11 protein-coding genes are annotated in these 15,141 nt (G+C 60.2%); all 11 read right to left on the bottom strand.

Features of this window, described 5'->3' with window-relative positions:
* Positions 1-300: 300 nt before the first annotated feature.
* A complete protein-coding gene (gene fleQ / locus ABEH27_RS19130; protein ID WP_346615070.1) occupies positions 301-1,776 on the bottom strand; it encodes a transcriptional regulator FleQ in 1,476 nt (491 codons plus the stop codon).
* A gap of 165 nt (positions 1,777-1,941) precedes the next feature.
* Complete coding sequence (gene fliT, locus ABEH27_RS19125) at positions 1,942-2,238, bottom strand: flagellar protein FliT (RefSeq protein ID WP_346615069.1); 297 nt, start codon at positions 2,236-2,238, stop codon at positions 1,942-1,944.
* A 14-nt stretch (positions 2,239-2,252) separates the two neighbouring features.
* Positions 2,253-2,648: a flagellar export chaperone FliS gene (gene fliS / locus ABEH27_RS19120; RefSeq protein WP_346615068.1), complete on the bottom strand. Its 396-nt coding sequence runs from the start codon at positions 2,646-2,648 to the stop codon at positions 2,253-2,255.
* A 133-nt stretch (positions 2,649-2,781) separates the two neighbouring features.
* Positions 2,782-4,191 (bottom strand): flagellar filament capping protein FliD, encoded by a 1,410-nt coding sequence (fliD, locus tag ABEH27_RS19115; RefSeq protein ID WP_346615067.1) that lies wholly within the window; start codon positions 4,189-4,191, stop codon positions 2,782-2,784.
* Between the two features lie 81 nt (positions 4,192-4,272).
* A complete protein-coding gene (locus ABEH27_RS19110; protein ID WP_346615066.1) occupies positions 4,273-4,632 on the bottom strand; it encodes a flagellar protein FlaG in 360 nt (119 codons plus the stop codon).
* 70 nt (positions 4,633-4,702) lie between these two features.
* Entirely contained in the window at positions 4,703-5,551 is an 849-nt protein-coding gene (locus ABEH27_RS19105; RefSeq protein ID WP_346615065.1) for a flagellin domain-containing protein, read from the bottom strand.
* 249 nt (positions 5,552-5,800) lie between these two features.
* Positions 5,801-6,736, bottom strand: a complete 936-nt coding sequence (locus tag ABEH27_RS19100; RefSeq protein WP_346615064.1) for a ketoacyl-ACP synthase III — start codon at positions 6,734-6,736, stop codon at positions 5,801-5,803.
* Between the two features lie 272 nt (positions 6,737-7,008).
* Entirely contained in the window at positions 7,009-13,107 is a 6,099-nt protein-coding gene (locus ABEH27_RS19095; RefSeq protein WP_346615063.1) for a methyltransferase domain-containing protein, read from the bottom strand.
* Entirely contained in the window at positions 13,100-13,762 is a 663-nt protein-coding gene (locus tag ABEH27_RS19090; protein WP_346615062.1) for an NTP transferase domain-containing protein, read from the bottom strand. Before ABEH27_RS19090 ends, ABEH27_RS19095 begins: the two co-directional genes overlap by 8 nt.
* On the bottom strand, positions 13,738-14,343 hold the full coding sequence (locus ABEH27_RS19085) for an HAD family phosphatase (RefSeq protein ID WP_346615061.1): 606 nt from the start codon (positions 14,341-14,343) through the stop codon (positions 13,738-13,740). The genes ABEH27_RS19090 and ABEH27_RS19085 overlap by 25 nt, the downstream gene beginning before the upstream one ends.
* Positions 14,340-15,110: a class I SAM-dependent methyltransferase gene (locus ABEH27_RS19080; RefSeq protein WP_346615060.1), complete on the bottom strand. Its 771-nt coding sequence runs from the start codon at positions 15,108-15,110 to the stop codon at positions 14,340-14,342. Before ABEH27_RS19080 ends, ABEH27_RS19085 begins: the two co-directional genes overlap by 4 nt.
* Positions 15,111-15,141 lie beyond the last annotated feature (31 nt).

Raw genomic sequence — 15,141 nt, 5'->3', positions numbered from 1 at the left:
CGTGCCATGGCCTGATAGGCCATAGTTGCCAGCCTTGTTAGCACGACGAGGTTTTTCGGCTGGCACTGCTGCCGCCTCACCTGTCTTCAGTCATGCGCCAAGGCGGACAACCATGGCCTGACTGGAATGGCACGTTGCAACAAATGTGGGAGCGGCGGTGCGGCGATCCGACTTGCCCCGCGAAGCGCCGCGCGGGCGGCGCTCGATCTCAAGGGCGCTGAAAATCTCAAGGCAGGCGCGCGAAACGCCGCGCGGGCGGCGCTCGACCTGAAGGGCGCCAGAGCACTTAAGCCAAGCACCTCAATCTTCCGCCTGCTCCTCGCCACCCTGGCGGCTCATGCCGTACTTGCGCATTTTCTCGACCAAGGTGGTGCGGCGAATACGCAAACGTTCAGCGGCGCGCGCCACGATACCGTTGGCATCGTCCAGCGCCTGCTGGATCAGGCCCTGCTCCAGGCTACCGAGGTAGTCCTTCAGGTCCAGGCCCTCAGGCGGCAGCATGGCGTGGCTGGAAAAACTCGGCGCGTGGCCATTGATCGCCACCCGCTCTTCCAGGTCGCTGCGCAGGCTGTCGACCAGCTGCTCGTCTTCGTCGTCGATATAGCGGAATTTCTTCGGCAGCTCCGACACACCAATCACCCCATACGGGTGCATGATGGCCATGCGCTCGACCAGGTTGGCCAGCTCGCGCACGTTGCCCGGCCAGCCATGCCGGCAGAGCGACATGATTGCTGCGGAGTTGAAACGGATCGAACCGCGCTTCTCGTGCTCCATGCGCGAAATCAGCTCGTTCATCAGCAGCGGGATGTCTTCCACGCGCTCACGCAGCGGCGCCATCTCGATGGGGAACACGTTCAGGCGGTAATACAGGTCTTCGCGGAAAGTCCCATCCTCGATCATGGTCTCGAGGTTCTTGTGGGTCGCGGCGATGATGCGCACATCGATGCTCTGGGTCTTGTTGCTGCCGACCCGCTCGAAGGTACGCTCCTGCAGTACGCGCAGCAGCTTGACCTGCATCGGCAGCGGCATGTCGCCGATTTCGTCGAGGAACAGGGTGCCGCCATTGGCCAGCTCGAAGCGCCCTGCGCGGCTGGTGATGGCGCCGGTGAAAGCCCCCTTCTCATGGCCGAACAGTTCGCTTTCCAGCAGCTCCGCCGGGATCGCCCCGCAATTGACCGGCACGAACGGCGCATCCCGGCGCTTGGAGTGGTAGTGCAGGTTGCGCGCCACCACCTCCTTGCCGGTGCCGGATTCACCCAGGATCAGCACGCTGGCGTCGGTATCGGCCACCTGCTGCATCATCTGCCGCACATGCTGGATGGCACGGCTGGTACCGACCAGGCTGCGGAACAGGTTGGGCTCGCGCTGGCGCCCGCGCTCACGGGCCTGGTCGTACATCTCGCGATAGACCTGGGCACGGTGCAGGGAATCGAGCAGCTGACTGTAGCTCGGCGGCATTTCGAGGTTGGACAGCACGCGACGGCGAAGCTCCTCCGGGTAATCCGAAGAAGAAATTTCACCAATCAGCAACACCGGAAGGAACTCATCCCACCCAGCCACTGTCTTAAGCAACCCCAGCACATTGCCTGGAGCGTTTACGGTTCCGATCAGCACGCAGAGCACTTCACGGCTCGAAGACAACGGCTCTACCGCCTGCTGCCAGTCCTGGCTCGCGCAGGGCAGGTTTTCTTCGCCGAGGAAGTTCAGAACCACCGCCAGATCGCGGCGGCGGGCGCTGTCGTCATCGATCAGGAGAATCTTGGTTTCACGCCACATGCAATAGCAACTTCCCTAGTCATATCGGCGCCCGAAGGCGTGCTCGACATCATTCTGACTGAATGGTCAGTGGTCGGACGTCTGAAATTCGAAAACAGCCACTAGTAAAGTCAAAAAAACACATACAGTCAAATTAATGGCGCACGACTTTTAGGACATCTGTGGTCAACTGAACAGATGGTATACCTTAGCCGCATTTTTCGCCTGACGGATTTGGGTCATCTCGTCGACTATTGATTGACGTTCGCCACTTGCAACCTCGATTAACTGCCGGTAGACGTCCAGCAACTGCTCCAGGCTGTCGCGCACATCCGCCTCCTGCCCTTGCGCCTCGGTAAGCACATCGTTGATACGCAGGCGGCATTCCAGGTCCAGTTCACCCACCGCATCCCAGTCTCGGTTCGCCAGGGCGCCCAGCAGCAATTCGCGGGTCTGTTCGATACGGGTGATCACATCGCTCATGGCATCCTCCTTGTTCAGGGGGCCGGCGACTGGTCGCCGATCGCATCCCAACCTTCCTTGACGGTAATCAGCAGGCGCGCGACTTCGTCGATGATCGCCGGGTCGCTTTTGGCGTTGGCCTCAACCAGGCGACGGCTCATGTAGGTATACAGGCTGTCCAGTTCGGCCAGGCTGTCGGCATGGTTTTCCAGATCCAGACCTTCGCGCAGCCCCCCGATGATGTCGATGGCCTTGCCCAGCAGGATGCCCTTTTGGGCGATGTCCTTGCGCGCAATGGCACCCTTGGCTTGGGCCAGGCGATCAAGCCCGCCCTGCATGAGCATCTGCACCAGACGGTGCGGGCTCGCTTCGGAAGTTTGTGCCGCACCATTGACTTTTTGGTATTGCCGAAGGGCCAACATCGGGTTCATGTATCTACCTCGTTGCAGCGAAAAAGGTTGCTTGTAACCTGTGTATCGCCGGCACGTCAAAAAACTTTAGGGCCAAAACAAAAAGCCCGGCGCGTCGCGAGACACTACCGGGCTTATTGTCACGCCACGCCGATCAGGAATTCTTGGCCTGGGCGTTGATAGCTTCGAAAATCGAAGTGATCTGGCTGGCCTGCGCCTTCATCTTGCCCAGCGCGGTATCCAGTGCCACATACTGCTTGGTCAGCGACTCGGTCAGGGATTCGACACGACGGTCCAGAGCCGCCTGCTGACTGGCCAGCAACGAAGCGGTCTTGTCCAGATTCTGCTTGCGCGTCGCCAGGCTGCCATCGGTCTTGTTGTACGGATCGATAGCCTTGTTCATCCGCTCGAAGATGCCGTTGGTGCCGGTGAAAAGCTCCTGCACCTGCGACCCCAGCTTCTTGTCGTTCATCGCCGCGGTGAACTTGGTGCTGCTGAACTCGAGCGTGCCGTCCTTCTGCGTGTTGATACCCAGCTGGCTGAGGCTGGTCAGTTGATCACCCGCCCCGACTTCACTCAACACCTTGCGCACATCGCCGAGCAACGAGCGCGTCGTCGGGTCGTTGGTCAAGGCGCCGAGGACCAGGTTATCGTCCTCGTCACGGCTGGTCGAAGTGAGCGAAGTGATGGCTTTCTGCAGAGTGTTGTAGGCATCCACAAAGCTCTGGACAGACTTCTTAAGCCCGTCGTTGTCCGCCGCTACCGTGACCTTGGTAGCCGTGCCCGATACGCCGCTGGCCGTGGCCCCGGTCAATTCCAGGGTCATGCCGCTGATGGCGTCGCTGACCGTGTTGCTGGCACTTTTTACGCTCAGGCCATCAATGGTGAGCTGGGCATCCTTCGCCAGGTCAGTGATGTAGCCGGCACCCGAGCCAGTCATCTTGGCGGTGCCATCGATCTCGAGTTCGGCGATGCCGCTGACGGAGATATCGGAACCGGCGCCAGTCGTGGTGGAGCCCAGCACCAGGCGGGAGCCGCCCTCTTCGTTGACGATGTTGGCGGAAATACCGTTGCTGCCCAGCTCTTTGTTGATCTGGTCGCGCACGCTCTGCAACGTGGCCCCGGAAGCCACTTGGATCTTGTAATCCTTCCCGCCCTGCGAAATGGTCAGCTCTCCATCGGAGACCGCACTTGCAGCGCCGCCGGCAAACGCCTGGCTCGCGACCTTCGACCCGGTCGCCAGGTTGAGAACCTTGATGTCGTAGCTACCCGCCACAGCCGAGTTGCTCGATTTGATCTTCACGATCGACTCATTGCCCGACGTTGCCGCGTAGGCATTGAACGATGGGGCATCTTTGTCGTTGAGTTTCTTCATGGCGTCCTGGAACGCCGTCAGAGCACTGCGCAGCGAGCCAATGCCCGAGATCATCGCACTGTTGTTGCTGGTCTGACGGGCGATCTGCGACTTCTTGGCCGCCGTGTCGGCGTTTACCAGCGTCTCGACGATCGTGCCGATTTCAAGACCGGAACCCAGGCCAATGGAGGAGGAAATTGGACTTGCCATGCTGTGTCCCTCTTACCGTGATACGTCGCCCCCATTCCTGCGGGCACGACATTCATTAGCAGCTTTGATGCTTGCCGCCGATCATACCTTGGCGTCAAACAGAATACTGTTGACATCACTCAGACTATGGGCAATTCGCAGCGCCTCTTCGGAAGGCAACTGACGAATCAGCTCACCGCTGTCGGTAGCGATGACTTTGACAACAATTTTGCCGGATTCTTCATCCGTGGAAAATTGCAGATTGCGTTGCGACGCTTTCAGAAACTTTTCGATGTCCGAGACGGCGCTCTTGACCTCATCGACATGCTGCACTGCTTTGGGCTGCTGCTTGTCGTCCTTGGGCTGCGCATCGTCTGCTGGCCGGACAATCGGCTTGTCAGCGTTTTGCTCGGCCGGACGGGCGGCCGCATAAGACAGGTTCAGCTTGACGCTCATGTCCATGACCACTACCTCGCAATGAGAAAGCGGGGAAGCGCCTCAGCAGCGCTTCCCCGCCAGCAACCAGGGCAGATTAGCCCAGCAGCTTCAGTACTGCCGATGGCAGCTGGTTGGCCTGGGCCAGTACCGAGGTCGAAGCTTGCTGCAGAGTCTGCTGCTTGGTCAGCTGGGCAGTTTCAGCAGCGAAGTCGGTGTCCTGTACACGGCCACGGGCAGCTTCGGCGTTCTCGTTGATGTTTTGCAGGTTGTTGATGGTGCTGGTCAGACGGTTCTGCGAAGCACCCAGGTCAGCACGGTTGGTGTTGATGGTCTGCAGAGCGGTGTCGATGGCAGCTACAGCGGCGCTGTAGTTGGTTTCCGACAGGGTGCTGCTGGAGCCCTGGATGTTGATGCCCGAGCCGATGCCCAGCGAGGTGGCGTCGAACTTCTGGTTCAGGTTGATGGTGATCTGGTTTACGCCGCCGGTGTTCGAGCCGACCTGGAAGGTCATGGTCGAAGCGGAGCCGTCCAGCAGGTTCTTGCCGTTCAGCTGGGTGCTGTTGGCGATACGGGTCAGTTCCGAGGACATCGACTGGAATTCTTTGTCCAGGGCGATACGGTCGTCGGCGCTGTTGGAGTCGTTTCGCGACTGGATGGCCAGTTCACGCATACGCTGCAGAATGTTGGTTTGCTCTTGCATCGCGCCTTCAGCGGTCTGGGCGATGGAGATACCGTCGTTGGCGTTTTTGATCGCCATGGTCTGGCCACGGATCTGCGAGGTCATGCGGGTAGCGATCTGCAGGCCGGCAGCGTCGTCTTTGGCGCTGTTGATTTTCAGGCCCGAGGACAGGCGGGTCATCGAGGTAGCCAGCGCGTCGGTGGCACGGTTCAGGTTCTTCTGGACGCCCAGGGAGGTGGTGTTGGTGTTAACAGTCAAAGCCATGACGAATTCCTCGTTGGATTGTGTACTACGGCTTCCGGCCTTGGCAATTTGCCGGGTGTGGCACAGAGAACCTTCGTAATGGTTATCGTCGTCAGGGCGGGTTGCTTTAGGGGAATTTCAAAAAAATTTACTGGCATCCTGCCAGCCCAATGAAATCAAGGGTTTGACGCCAGATTCCAGGCGGGCTGAAAAGGCCGGTAAACAAAAACGCCGCCCATGGGGCGGCGCTTGGCTTTTACGGGCTCGCGATCACCCCTGGCGCTCGATGATCGCCGACCCCCAGGACAGGCCAACTCCGAAGCCACTGAGGGCAACGCGCTTGTGCGCCGAGCCGAGCACGTGCTTTTCCAGCAGTAACGGAATGCTCGAAGACACGGTGTTACCCGTTTCGACCATGTCCTTGATGAATTTCTGCTTGTGCTCACCCTCGTCAAAGCGCGCAGACACCGCGTCGACAATCGCCGCGCTGCCCTGATGCAGGCAGTACAGGTCGACATCATCAGAGGTCAGGTTGCTGGCCTCAAGCAACTGCTGCAGGTGGGCAGGCACCTTGACCAAAGCGAAGTTGTACACCTGCCGGCCGTTCATGAAGAACTTGCCGTCGGTGGTGCGAAGGTGTTCGGCACCGGCACCATCGCTGCCGAACAGCGACTTGCCTAACTGCCAGGTAGCGTCCTCACCCATCCAGGTCGCGGTCGCCGCATCGCCGAACAGCATCGTGGTGTTTCGGTCCTCTGGGTCGACAATCTTCGAATAGGGGTCGGCGGTGATCAGCAAACCGTTCTTCAGCCCCGCAGCCTCCATGAACCCCTTCATCGCATACAGCCCGTAGACATACCCCGAGCACCCCAGAGAAATGTCAAAGGCGGCAATGGCAGTGGGCAGCCCGAGCTTGTGCTGCACGATGGCCGCCGTATGAGGCAGGCCTTCGGCATCGCCGTTCTGGGTCACGACAATGACCGCATCGATACTAGCCGGGTCCAGCGACGGGTTGGCGGCAAAGAGATTCCTGACGGCCTCGACGCAGAGATCGGAGGTTTCCTGGCCGGAATCTTTGCGCGGCAAGAAGGTGGAGCCGATCTTGCCAAAGATAAAATCCTGGTCCTTGCCAAATTTCGCGCCTTGCGCGTAGTTGTCCACGCCGTCAGTCGGCACGTAACTGGCGATGCTTTTAATGCCAATCATATGGCTTCCCAATTCAATGACAGCAAAGTGCGTACTGCGCTTGACACCCCACGGCCAGGCAAGAAGGTATTTCCGGACAAACGGGGGCGATCACGCAGTCGTTAACGGATGTAACGATGATAACAGTGAAGATGCCCGCCGTGACTCTTAAGTCACGCTATTTGTCGATTCATGTGCCGGAAAACCGCTCGATAGCCGTGGAAACGAAGAAGGCGCGCCGACAAGTCGGAACGCCCTCCATTCGCTGACGTGCAAGATCAACGCCGGTGATTTCAGCCGGCGATCCAGGCGCGGTACCAAGCCTCCAGATGATCGCCTTCAAGCATCCAGTCCCGCTGCACCACTGCCCGCAATTGATCACCCATTCGCTCGCTGGCAGCCGGATCGCTTACATGCATCCTGATCGCTTCGACCCATTCGGCGGCGCAGTTGCTGACCCGCGTGACCGGCAGCAAGCCTTGGTATGTGCGGACATCGCTGCACACCACCGGTACACCACAGGCGCCAAATTCCAACAGGCGCTGGTGGCCGAGGCACTCGTTGAGCGCACCGTGCTCCAATGGCGCCAAAGCCACGTCCAGCCCCAGTTGAGCCAAGGCGAAGGGGTAGCGTTCGGCTTGCGCAGCGGCATGGATTTCATGGACGAATGCGCGCAGGCTTGGCGGGCATTCGCCCAGCAACACCCATTCCACTTCCCCTGCCAACGCGCTGACGACATCGAGGATCAGTGCCTGCTCAGCGGGGCAGCTTATGTCAGCCCCTACAAGCCCGACACGCGGCTTGCGCCCTGTGCCACGCGTGCTTTCGAGCGACTTCCACCATTGCGGCAGCAGCCGGCTTTCGATCACCCGGATATCGCCATGCACGTTGGCGAAGGTCTCGGCCAGCGCCTCGCTCCCCACAACCAGTCGGTCGGCGAACTCCGCGCTGCGATGCAGCGCCACGAGGGCGTGCTCCAGAGCTGGCAGGTCCGCCGCCAGGCCTCGCAGTGACTGCACTTCCAACTCCATCACCTTGAACGCTTTGGAGAACGCCGAAAGGCGCTGCATGCGCACCACTTGCCGATCATCCACCGTACGTCGCAAAACGAGCGTATCCGGGGCGTAACGCTCCAACTCAGTCACGGACAACTGCGTCTGAATCAACGCACCCTCAATCAGGCCAGCGCGGCTGAGAGCCTCGAACGGCTGAATAACCCTCGAGTCGGCGCTGTCATGCAAGCTTTCTACGCATGCCAATACCGTAGGCAGTGGCTGCCAGGATGCGAGAGGCTTCCAACTGAGCTTGCTCGGTGCCAAAGTGAATTCGCCGCCACTGAGTGCAAAATGGGCACTGTAGGCAGGGTCACGGGCCAGCAATGGCAACCAACGCGCGTAAAGGGCATCTTCCTGTTCGGCAGTGACCGCCGGCGCAAGGGTTTCGCTGATCAACAGCGAAGCCCGCGGCGTCCACACATTGAGATACCCTGCGCCATGCAGACGCAGACACAGGTCAACATCCGCCCAAGGGGCCATCTCGGGGCTTTCATCAAAGCCACCGACTTCCATGAACAACGCCTTGCCCAGCATCATGCAGTGCCCACTGACCGCCGCATGGTTCTGATCGACAAGCAACCGTTGCAGGTAGCCGGCAGCCTCCATTGGCCGCCCCCTGGCTACCCTGCCCACCGGCCCATCGAGCCCCAGCACCAGGCCGCCGTGACGCACCGTGCAGTCACTTGCCAGCAATTTTGCCCCTACGGCGCCCGCTTCCTGCCGGCAGGCATGGTTGACCAGTTGGAGCAACCAGTCAGGCTCAAGTACGGCAATCCCACCGTGCAGCCACAACAACAGTTCGCCATGTGCCTGCTGGGCGGCAAGATTGCGCACCTGCACCGATGAAAGCTCAGCCGGGAACCGCAGGATCCGGATGCACGCTGCGCCCAATTGCTCAACGCCTTCAAGCCAGGCTTGCAAGGCAGGGTCATTCACCTGCTGGTCCAGCAGCATGATCTCGAAGGCGCGGTAGCTGGTTTTTTCCAACAGGGTATCCAGGCATCGGCGAACCCGCTCCAGCCCTTCCTCCGTGGAGATCATGATGCTGACCAGAGCACTCTCGCCCACTCCGTAGTCAACGTCATAGTGACCCGGCAGGCGACTGCCCAGCGAGGCGCCCTCGAACCCCCTGGCCAACAGGTGGCGCTGAAGCACTTCTCGCGTGGCCGGGCAGTCGCGCAGCGGCACACTGTCACGGGTTAGCAACGGTTCACTGATATGACCCAGGCCTTCCAGCCCTTGGTCTTCGATCAGGCGCAGTAGCAGATCCAGCTCGAAGGCTTCGCCGGCCTCTTGGCGGAAACCACCGAGCGACAGCCAGGCATCACGACTGAACAACCAATGGTTGGCCAAAATACCCGGCACACTGAGCAGCATGTCCAGGTTCAACCCTGGGCGCAGGGCCAATGTCAGTGCACCCGCTGGCGAACGCAGCACTTCGTCACCGTGAACGGCGCGCAGGCCCGGCGCATCCAGCAAGTCCAGGGCGGCAATCAACAGGCCACTGGCAGTGAACTCGCACCCGGCTTCTACCAGCATGAACCAGTCGAAATCACCTTCGCGCACGGCATGCTCGATTTCGGCCATGACAGAACCTTCTGCAAGCCGTCGAATGTGCAGCTTGTCCCCGGGTCTAGACGCCGCACCTACATCGAGGGGTGTCAACGCCACAATCTTCAGCGCGGGATAAAGATTGTTTTCCGGGCTTAAACTGCGCAGCGTCAGCTCTAGCCGATCGGCATCACCCTCGCGGTCGATCACCACCAGGCCAAGGGTCGGCAGGGCATTGGCGGCCAATCGTGCATCGATCAATTGCTGCTGCACGGCACTTGGCCTGCGCTCGTCCAGCCAGGCCTGCACATCAAGGTCGACCGGCAACGGCGGATGCTGACGCAGCGCGGCCTGGATCTGCTCGTTCGCCGTGGCTACCTCGCCTCCCCTTGCCGTGATGTCTGCGATCTGCTGGGCAAAGGTAGCGCGGAAAACCTTCTCGCGCAGCTCCCCGTAACTAGTGCGGTTTTCCGCCGTATCAGCCTCGCGCAGGCACGCCTTGATCTGGTCCAGCCGAACCAGATCGGCATTCAGTTCTGCGCCGGTCAACGGTGGTTTCAATGCTTCGTTGACGTGAACGCGCCATTGCGTCTCGGTGGCCAGGATAAGGGAAAGCAGCCGCTCCATGACGAACACCTTGCACGCATAGCCTTCCGTGGCACGGTGCAAGGTGGCGGCATTCAGCGCGGCACCGTAGGCCGTTGGCCACTCGCCACTGCGCGCCTGCTCGGCCGCCTGGAAGATAGTCTCTGCTTTGCTCAGCCAGTGCCGCCAGAAGCGCGGCTTGGCGATGAAGTAGTTGCAGAACTGCGACTGCGTCGAATCCATCACCAAGGTTTCAAGATCAACCCCCGGGGCCAGACGACGCGCCATTTCCACGAACACCGGCCAGATATTGGGATGGTGAACGAGGCCTTGGATAAAGACGTTTTCGTAGCGGGCTCCGTCCGAGAAGAAGACCGGGAACAGCAAGACATCGGCATCGTCCGGAGCCGAATCGACAAAACTCAGTACCTGACGAGAGTCCAGGCCGGTCTTTTCCTTGAATCGAGGCGACAGAACGCCATAGAACGCGTTCTCGTCCAGCGCGCTGCTCTGCAGCAGGTTGCGGATCGGCCAGTACTCGGCCCAGTCGGGTCGCTGACCGATGTTATCCAGCGGTATGTAGCCCGGCTCCAGCATCGTGCGGGTTTCTTCTGAATAGAAGATCTGGTGAATATGCGCACGTGCTGGGGCTGTCACGGGTGCGGCATCCGCAAATGCCAGGCACAGCGACAGCGGGCCTGCCAGGCCCGGCATTCCGGCGAACGCGCCGGAGCTGCGCAGTTCGATATCGGTGACGCCCTGATCGTTGGGCTCGAATGGCAGCAGCAAGCGTTGCACGCCAGCATTCCCGACCTGCAGTTCGCGCACACAGCGGCCATTGATCCAGACTTGAGTGACGAACGGGAAGATGTCGTATTGCTGCCCGGCAACTGCACTCATCAGTAGTTCGACGCCGGCCGACGAGGCCGCACGTCCTTTCACCGCCGGGGCCAGCTGCAATGCCGCTCGCGGCCCGGCCAGATACTGGCCGGCGCGATTCCCGACGACCCGCAGTACCGATGAGCGCAGCACGAGGTTGATCTTCTCGTCTTGCCACAAGGCCGTACGCCCGTCAGCCGCTACCGTTTCCCAAAACGCATCGAATACTTCGTCGTCGATGGTTTGCGGCAATTGCTTGAGCAATCTTTGCAGAGTGTGCGCCGCCACCAGCTGCCAGGCCGGACGCCCTTGCGATTGCCTTAACGCGCAGCGCAGGCGCTGGCGCACCCAAGCCTGGCTGTCATTGCTGTACGTCTCGGCGGGTAAGCTCTGCGCGCTCAACAGCACGGCATCGACTTCCCCATTGGCCAGCGAGGCCAGGCCGTCGCTGACCTGATGGGCGCTGCCAGGGCTGCAGGCAAGTTCGCCGTCCACCAGCAGGTAGCTATGGTCGGCCTGGCCATCGCGCAAGCGCCCTGCCAGCCATCGCTCACGGTCTGCCGGTGCGACGACGGAAATGTGTTTGAACGCCAGGCACGCGTCGAACGCTTCATGCAGATGCGCCGCCTGATCGCTGTACTGCCCATCGATCACCACATGCAGGCGAGGCACCTGGGCAATGGCCGAGGCCACACGTTCGGCCGAACGGCCATCCCTGAAGTGGCCGTAGAGGTGACGAACACGTTCTCGCTGGGCAGCCCGGCAATGCATATGGTGCAAGCCATGCGCGTCTTTGAGCAGCGCTATGAACGCTTCGTCGTCACCGAATTCCATACCGATATCACGCCAGGCGTTGCCGGGTGCATCGGGGTTGTACTCCCAGTGCCCTACCCGGGCTTCGCTGGAATACAGCAAGATCGGCCGGTCCAGCACCATGTATTCGAACAGCAGCGACGAACGATCCGCGACCAGGATATCCGCCTCGGCGAAGCTGTCGGCAATGCTCGCTTCAGGATCATCGACCAGCTCGACCCGGGGGTCGGCTGCCACCTGCTCACGCCACTGTCCCATCAGGTCACGGAACAACGCCTTGTCCACGACGAAGCTGTGCTCATGCTGCACGATGGCAGGATGCGGCTTGATGATGATTCTGGCTTGGGGGTAGACCGAGCGGATCAGGCGCACGATACGGTCACCGAAATACACCGCCGCACTGATTTCCGGGTTGTAGGTGGGTGCAAACAGAATCGTCGGCTCGGCTTCGCTCAACTGGCGCTCGGGCAGTTTGAACACCTGGTCGACCCAGGCATTGCCAGTCAGCAGGAAACCATGGCGTGGATGGACATTGGACAGCAACGTGTCTTCGATATCCCAGACGCTGCCGCACAAGTAGTCAGCATGGTTGTATTGCGGCTCGGCATAGCCATATCGAGTGACCGAGCCATGGCGCATGCCGATCAGCAGTACCTGATGCGCATCGCAATAATCCCGCCAGAACTCCACCGACCAACCATCGGCAACCACAATGACCTGCGGCTTCCAAGCCATCACTTCATCGATCGAAAGGCTCAGGAGGCTTTCGTCGAAGCAGGCTGCCAATGGCCGCAAGGAACGGAAATGAAACGGCATGCTGCCGTAGCAGGCCACACGCAAGCCGGCAACAGGCAATGTGGCAGGTGCCTCGAGCACCGTGCGAAACACATAAAGCACGCTGGTCTGACCGCAGTTATGCATGGTCAGCAGCGGATGCCTGGCTTCTTCGCGCAACCCCAGCGAACGGATGAGCGCGAGGTAGCGGGATTCAGGCCGATACTTGGCTTCGTAATGCTCGTTGAGCAGGGTCCGTGCCTCGCCCTCCTGCAGCAGGACCGAATCCTTCAGGATCAGTTGCCCACCGGGCTTGAGCATCGACAACGCTCGCAGGACCACGCGCGCGGCGGCAGTGTCATCACTGATAGTGGTCAACACGCCCATCAGGCTGACAGCGTCGAACTGCTGCTCGCAAGCGAACTCGAACACATCGGCAACCTGGAAATCGATGTTGTCGACGTTTTGCTCCAGGGCCTTGGCTCGCGCCTGCTCGATCAGTTTTTCACCCACATCGAACGCCACCACGCGCCCCGCACCACGGGCGAAGAGCAAGCTGAACTCACCATCAGCACAGCCGATATCCAGTACCTGGGCGTTGGTGGGCAGCGAGGGCAATACCTGCGAAAGCAAGCACTCGCGCTGGCGCTTGTAGAGTTCTTGCGGGCCAATCTGGCCGCGCTCGGTCTGGCTCCAGAAGTGACGCGCCACTTGACCCTGTTGGTTATTACTCATTCTCGCCCCACTGCGTCGCAAAGACTTTACGTGCCATGTCCAGGTCCGCCGTCGTGTCGATATCAAATGCTTTGAGTTCGAAAGCAGGCAACGGCAGGCAGGTTTCCAACGCCTGGTAAACGAAGATCGGCTGGTTGACCACGATCTGCGGCTTTATCACGGCGATGCCCGTCCACTCCATGGCATATTTCGGTTCACGGGTGAAACCCAGCAATCGGGTGCCAGCGTCATCGAGGTGGACCCTCACGCCGTCGCTGGTGATGTAGGGCGAAACGCCTACCAACTGGTCGTGGTGTTGCGCTGCCTCCAGGAACGCATCGAAGCTGCGGGGCTCAACGACAGTATCCGCGTCCAGCACCAGCATCCGCTCATCGAGGTGTCGAGAAACCCGGTAGATGCTTTGCAGGGTGTTGGTGCGCGCGTAGTCGGGGTTGCGTACCACGATTACATCGGGACGCAGTGAGATGGCATGCTCGATCACCTCTTCCTCATGAAAGCCGACCACCAGCCAGACAGTTTCTGCCCAGTGCAGACGCTCGAGGTGCCAATCGAGGAGCGTCCGACCCGCCACTTCGACCAGGCATTTCGGCTTGTTAAGCCCCAGCCGCGAGCCGATGCCGGCGGCGCAGATTACAGCGTGCTTAACAAGCGACATAGGGCCTTCCCATCGTAGGTAACAAAATCACTTAGTTTGATCAGCTCTTTGTTCGGCCGATGAACCCCGCCGAAAGCGATACGCCAATCGGCAGCCTCGAACATCGGCACATCATTCATGCCCTCGCCGACTGCGACGATGCGCTCGAAGCGCGAACGCAAGCTGCTGACTGCATCGCCCTTGTGCAAAATATGCTCGACACCGTCCAACTGGCCTTGCTGGTCGAGCCTGGCGAGCGAGGTAAAGCTGTGAATGCCCAGTTTGTCGAGCACCGGCTTCACCCACAGATCAAGGTTGCCCGTGACGATGAAGGATTGTTCGGGGTGACGCGTGATGAACTCCAGGATTGCTGGGTCGAACTCGACGTGCTTGTCGAGCGCCGCATGAATCCAGTCCAGTCGTGCATCGCGAAGCAGTTTGACGCGCAACTTGAACGACTTGTCGAACGGCAGCAGCCCTTCGATGGTGGCCTGTGTAAGGGCGCTGATCTCGTCCTCCAGGCCCACCGAAGTGGCGATCAGCGGCAGTAACTCCTGACGGGTAAGGGTACCGTCGAGATCGAAGCAGTAAGCGGTGCTCATACTTCCCCCCCAGGGCGTCGCAGTATGAAGAAGTACTGCCGGGTCTCTGTGCGCTTCTCCAGGCTTTCGGGGAACAGGAACCCCTCATGCTGGACGAACAGCCCCAGCCCGTCGAAGGCCTGCTCCATCAAGACGTGCAGCTCACTGGCGGTGCGATAGATTGCCGAATACTCGTCGGCAAGCTCTTCGGAATAGAACCGGTCCAGGGTGAACCGCTCGGCGACACCGACGGGCTCGCGCAGGTAGATGCCGCCACCTACAGCGGTCAGTTGCGCGGCATCACGCAGTACCTTCACACAGTCGGCATCGTTGAGGTAAATGAGCAGGCCGGAGATCAGGGCCAGATCGAAAGGCCCTTTGACACTCAGTGCATCAGGCTGGATATCGGTGGCCGACATGACTTGAAAGTGCATGCCCGGCAGCTGCCGCGAGGCAGCCTCCTGCTCGGCTTTGGCAATCAGACTGGCTGAGAAATCAAGGCCCAGATAGTCGAGTGCTTGACACTGTTCGGCAAGGAACCATCCCCATCGCCCTGTTCCGCAGCCAATGTCCAGGATTCGCTGTGCCTGGCCCAGGCCGAGCATATCGGCCATTGCCGTTTTTTCCGCCTGATCGCGTTGTTCGACCAGTTCGGCATTATGATCCTGATACATGGTGGCGCTGAGCACATTGGTGTAGCTGCGGTTGCCGCGCGCTTCGAAAAAGGCTCGGGTCGCGTCGTAGTCAATGGCGACATGCGTACCCTTAATGCGTCGAGAGTCGTTCAAGATTGCTCCTTGTCACTGCAGCGGTCGGGCA

Source organism: Pseudomonas sp. P39-UII1, from assembly GCF_039672635.1.
Classification (GTDB): domain Bacteria; phylum Pseudomonadota; class Gammaproteobacteria; order Pseudomonadales; family Pseudomonadaceae; genus Aquipseudomonas.
This window is presented reverse-complemented; position numbering and strand designations above follow the sequence as displayed.

Coding starts and splice junctions, on each gene's coding strand:
- ABEH27_RS19095 (WP_346615063.1), bottom strand. CDS start 13,107: ATGAGTAATAACCAACAGGGTCAAGTGGCGCGTCACTTCTGGAGCCAG.
- fleQ (WP_346615070.1), bottom strand. CDS start 1,776: ATGTGGCGTGAAACCAAGATTCTCCTGATCGATGACGACAGCGCCCGC.
- fliT (WP_346615069.1), bottom strand. CDS start 2,238: ATGAGCGATGTGATCACCCGTATCGAACAGACCCGCGAATTGCTGCTG.
- fliD (WP_346615067.1), bottom strand. CDS start 4,191: ATGGCAAGTCCAATTTCCTCCTCCATTGGCCTGGGTTCCGGTCTTGAA.
- ABEH27_RS19110 (WP_346615066.1), bottom strand. CDS start 4,632: ATGGACATGAGCGTCAAGCTGAACCTGTCTTATGCGGCCGCCCGTCCG.
- ABEH27_RS19105 (WP_346615065.1), bottom strand. CDS start 5,551: ATGGCTTTGACTGTTAACACCAACACCACCTCCCTGGGCGTCCAGAAG.
- ABEH27_RS19085 (WP_346615061.1), bottom strand. CDS start 14,343: ATGAGCACCGCTTACTGCTTCGATCTCGACGGTACCCTTACCCGTCAG.
- ABEH27_RS19100 (WP_346615064.1), bottom strand. CDS start 6,736: ATGATTGGCATTAAAAGCATCGCCAGTTACGTGCCGACTGACGGCGTG.
- ABEH27_RS19090 (WP_346615062.1), bottom strand. CDS start 13,762: ATGTCGCTTGTTAAGCACGCTGTAATCTGCGCCGCCGGCATCGGCTCG.
- fliS (WP_346615068.1), bottom strand. CDS start 2,648: ATGAACCCGATGTTGGCCCTTCGGCAATACCAAAAAGTCAATGGTGCG.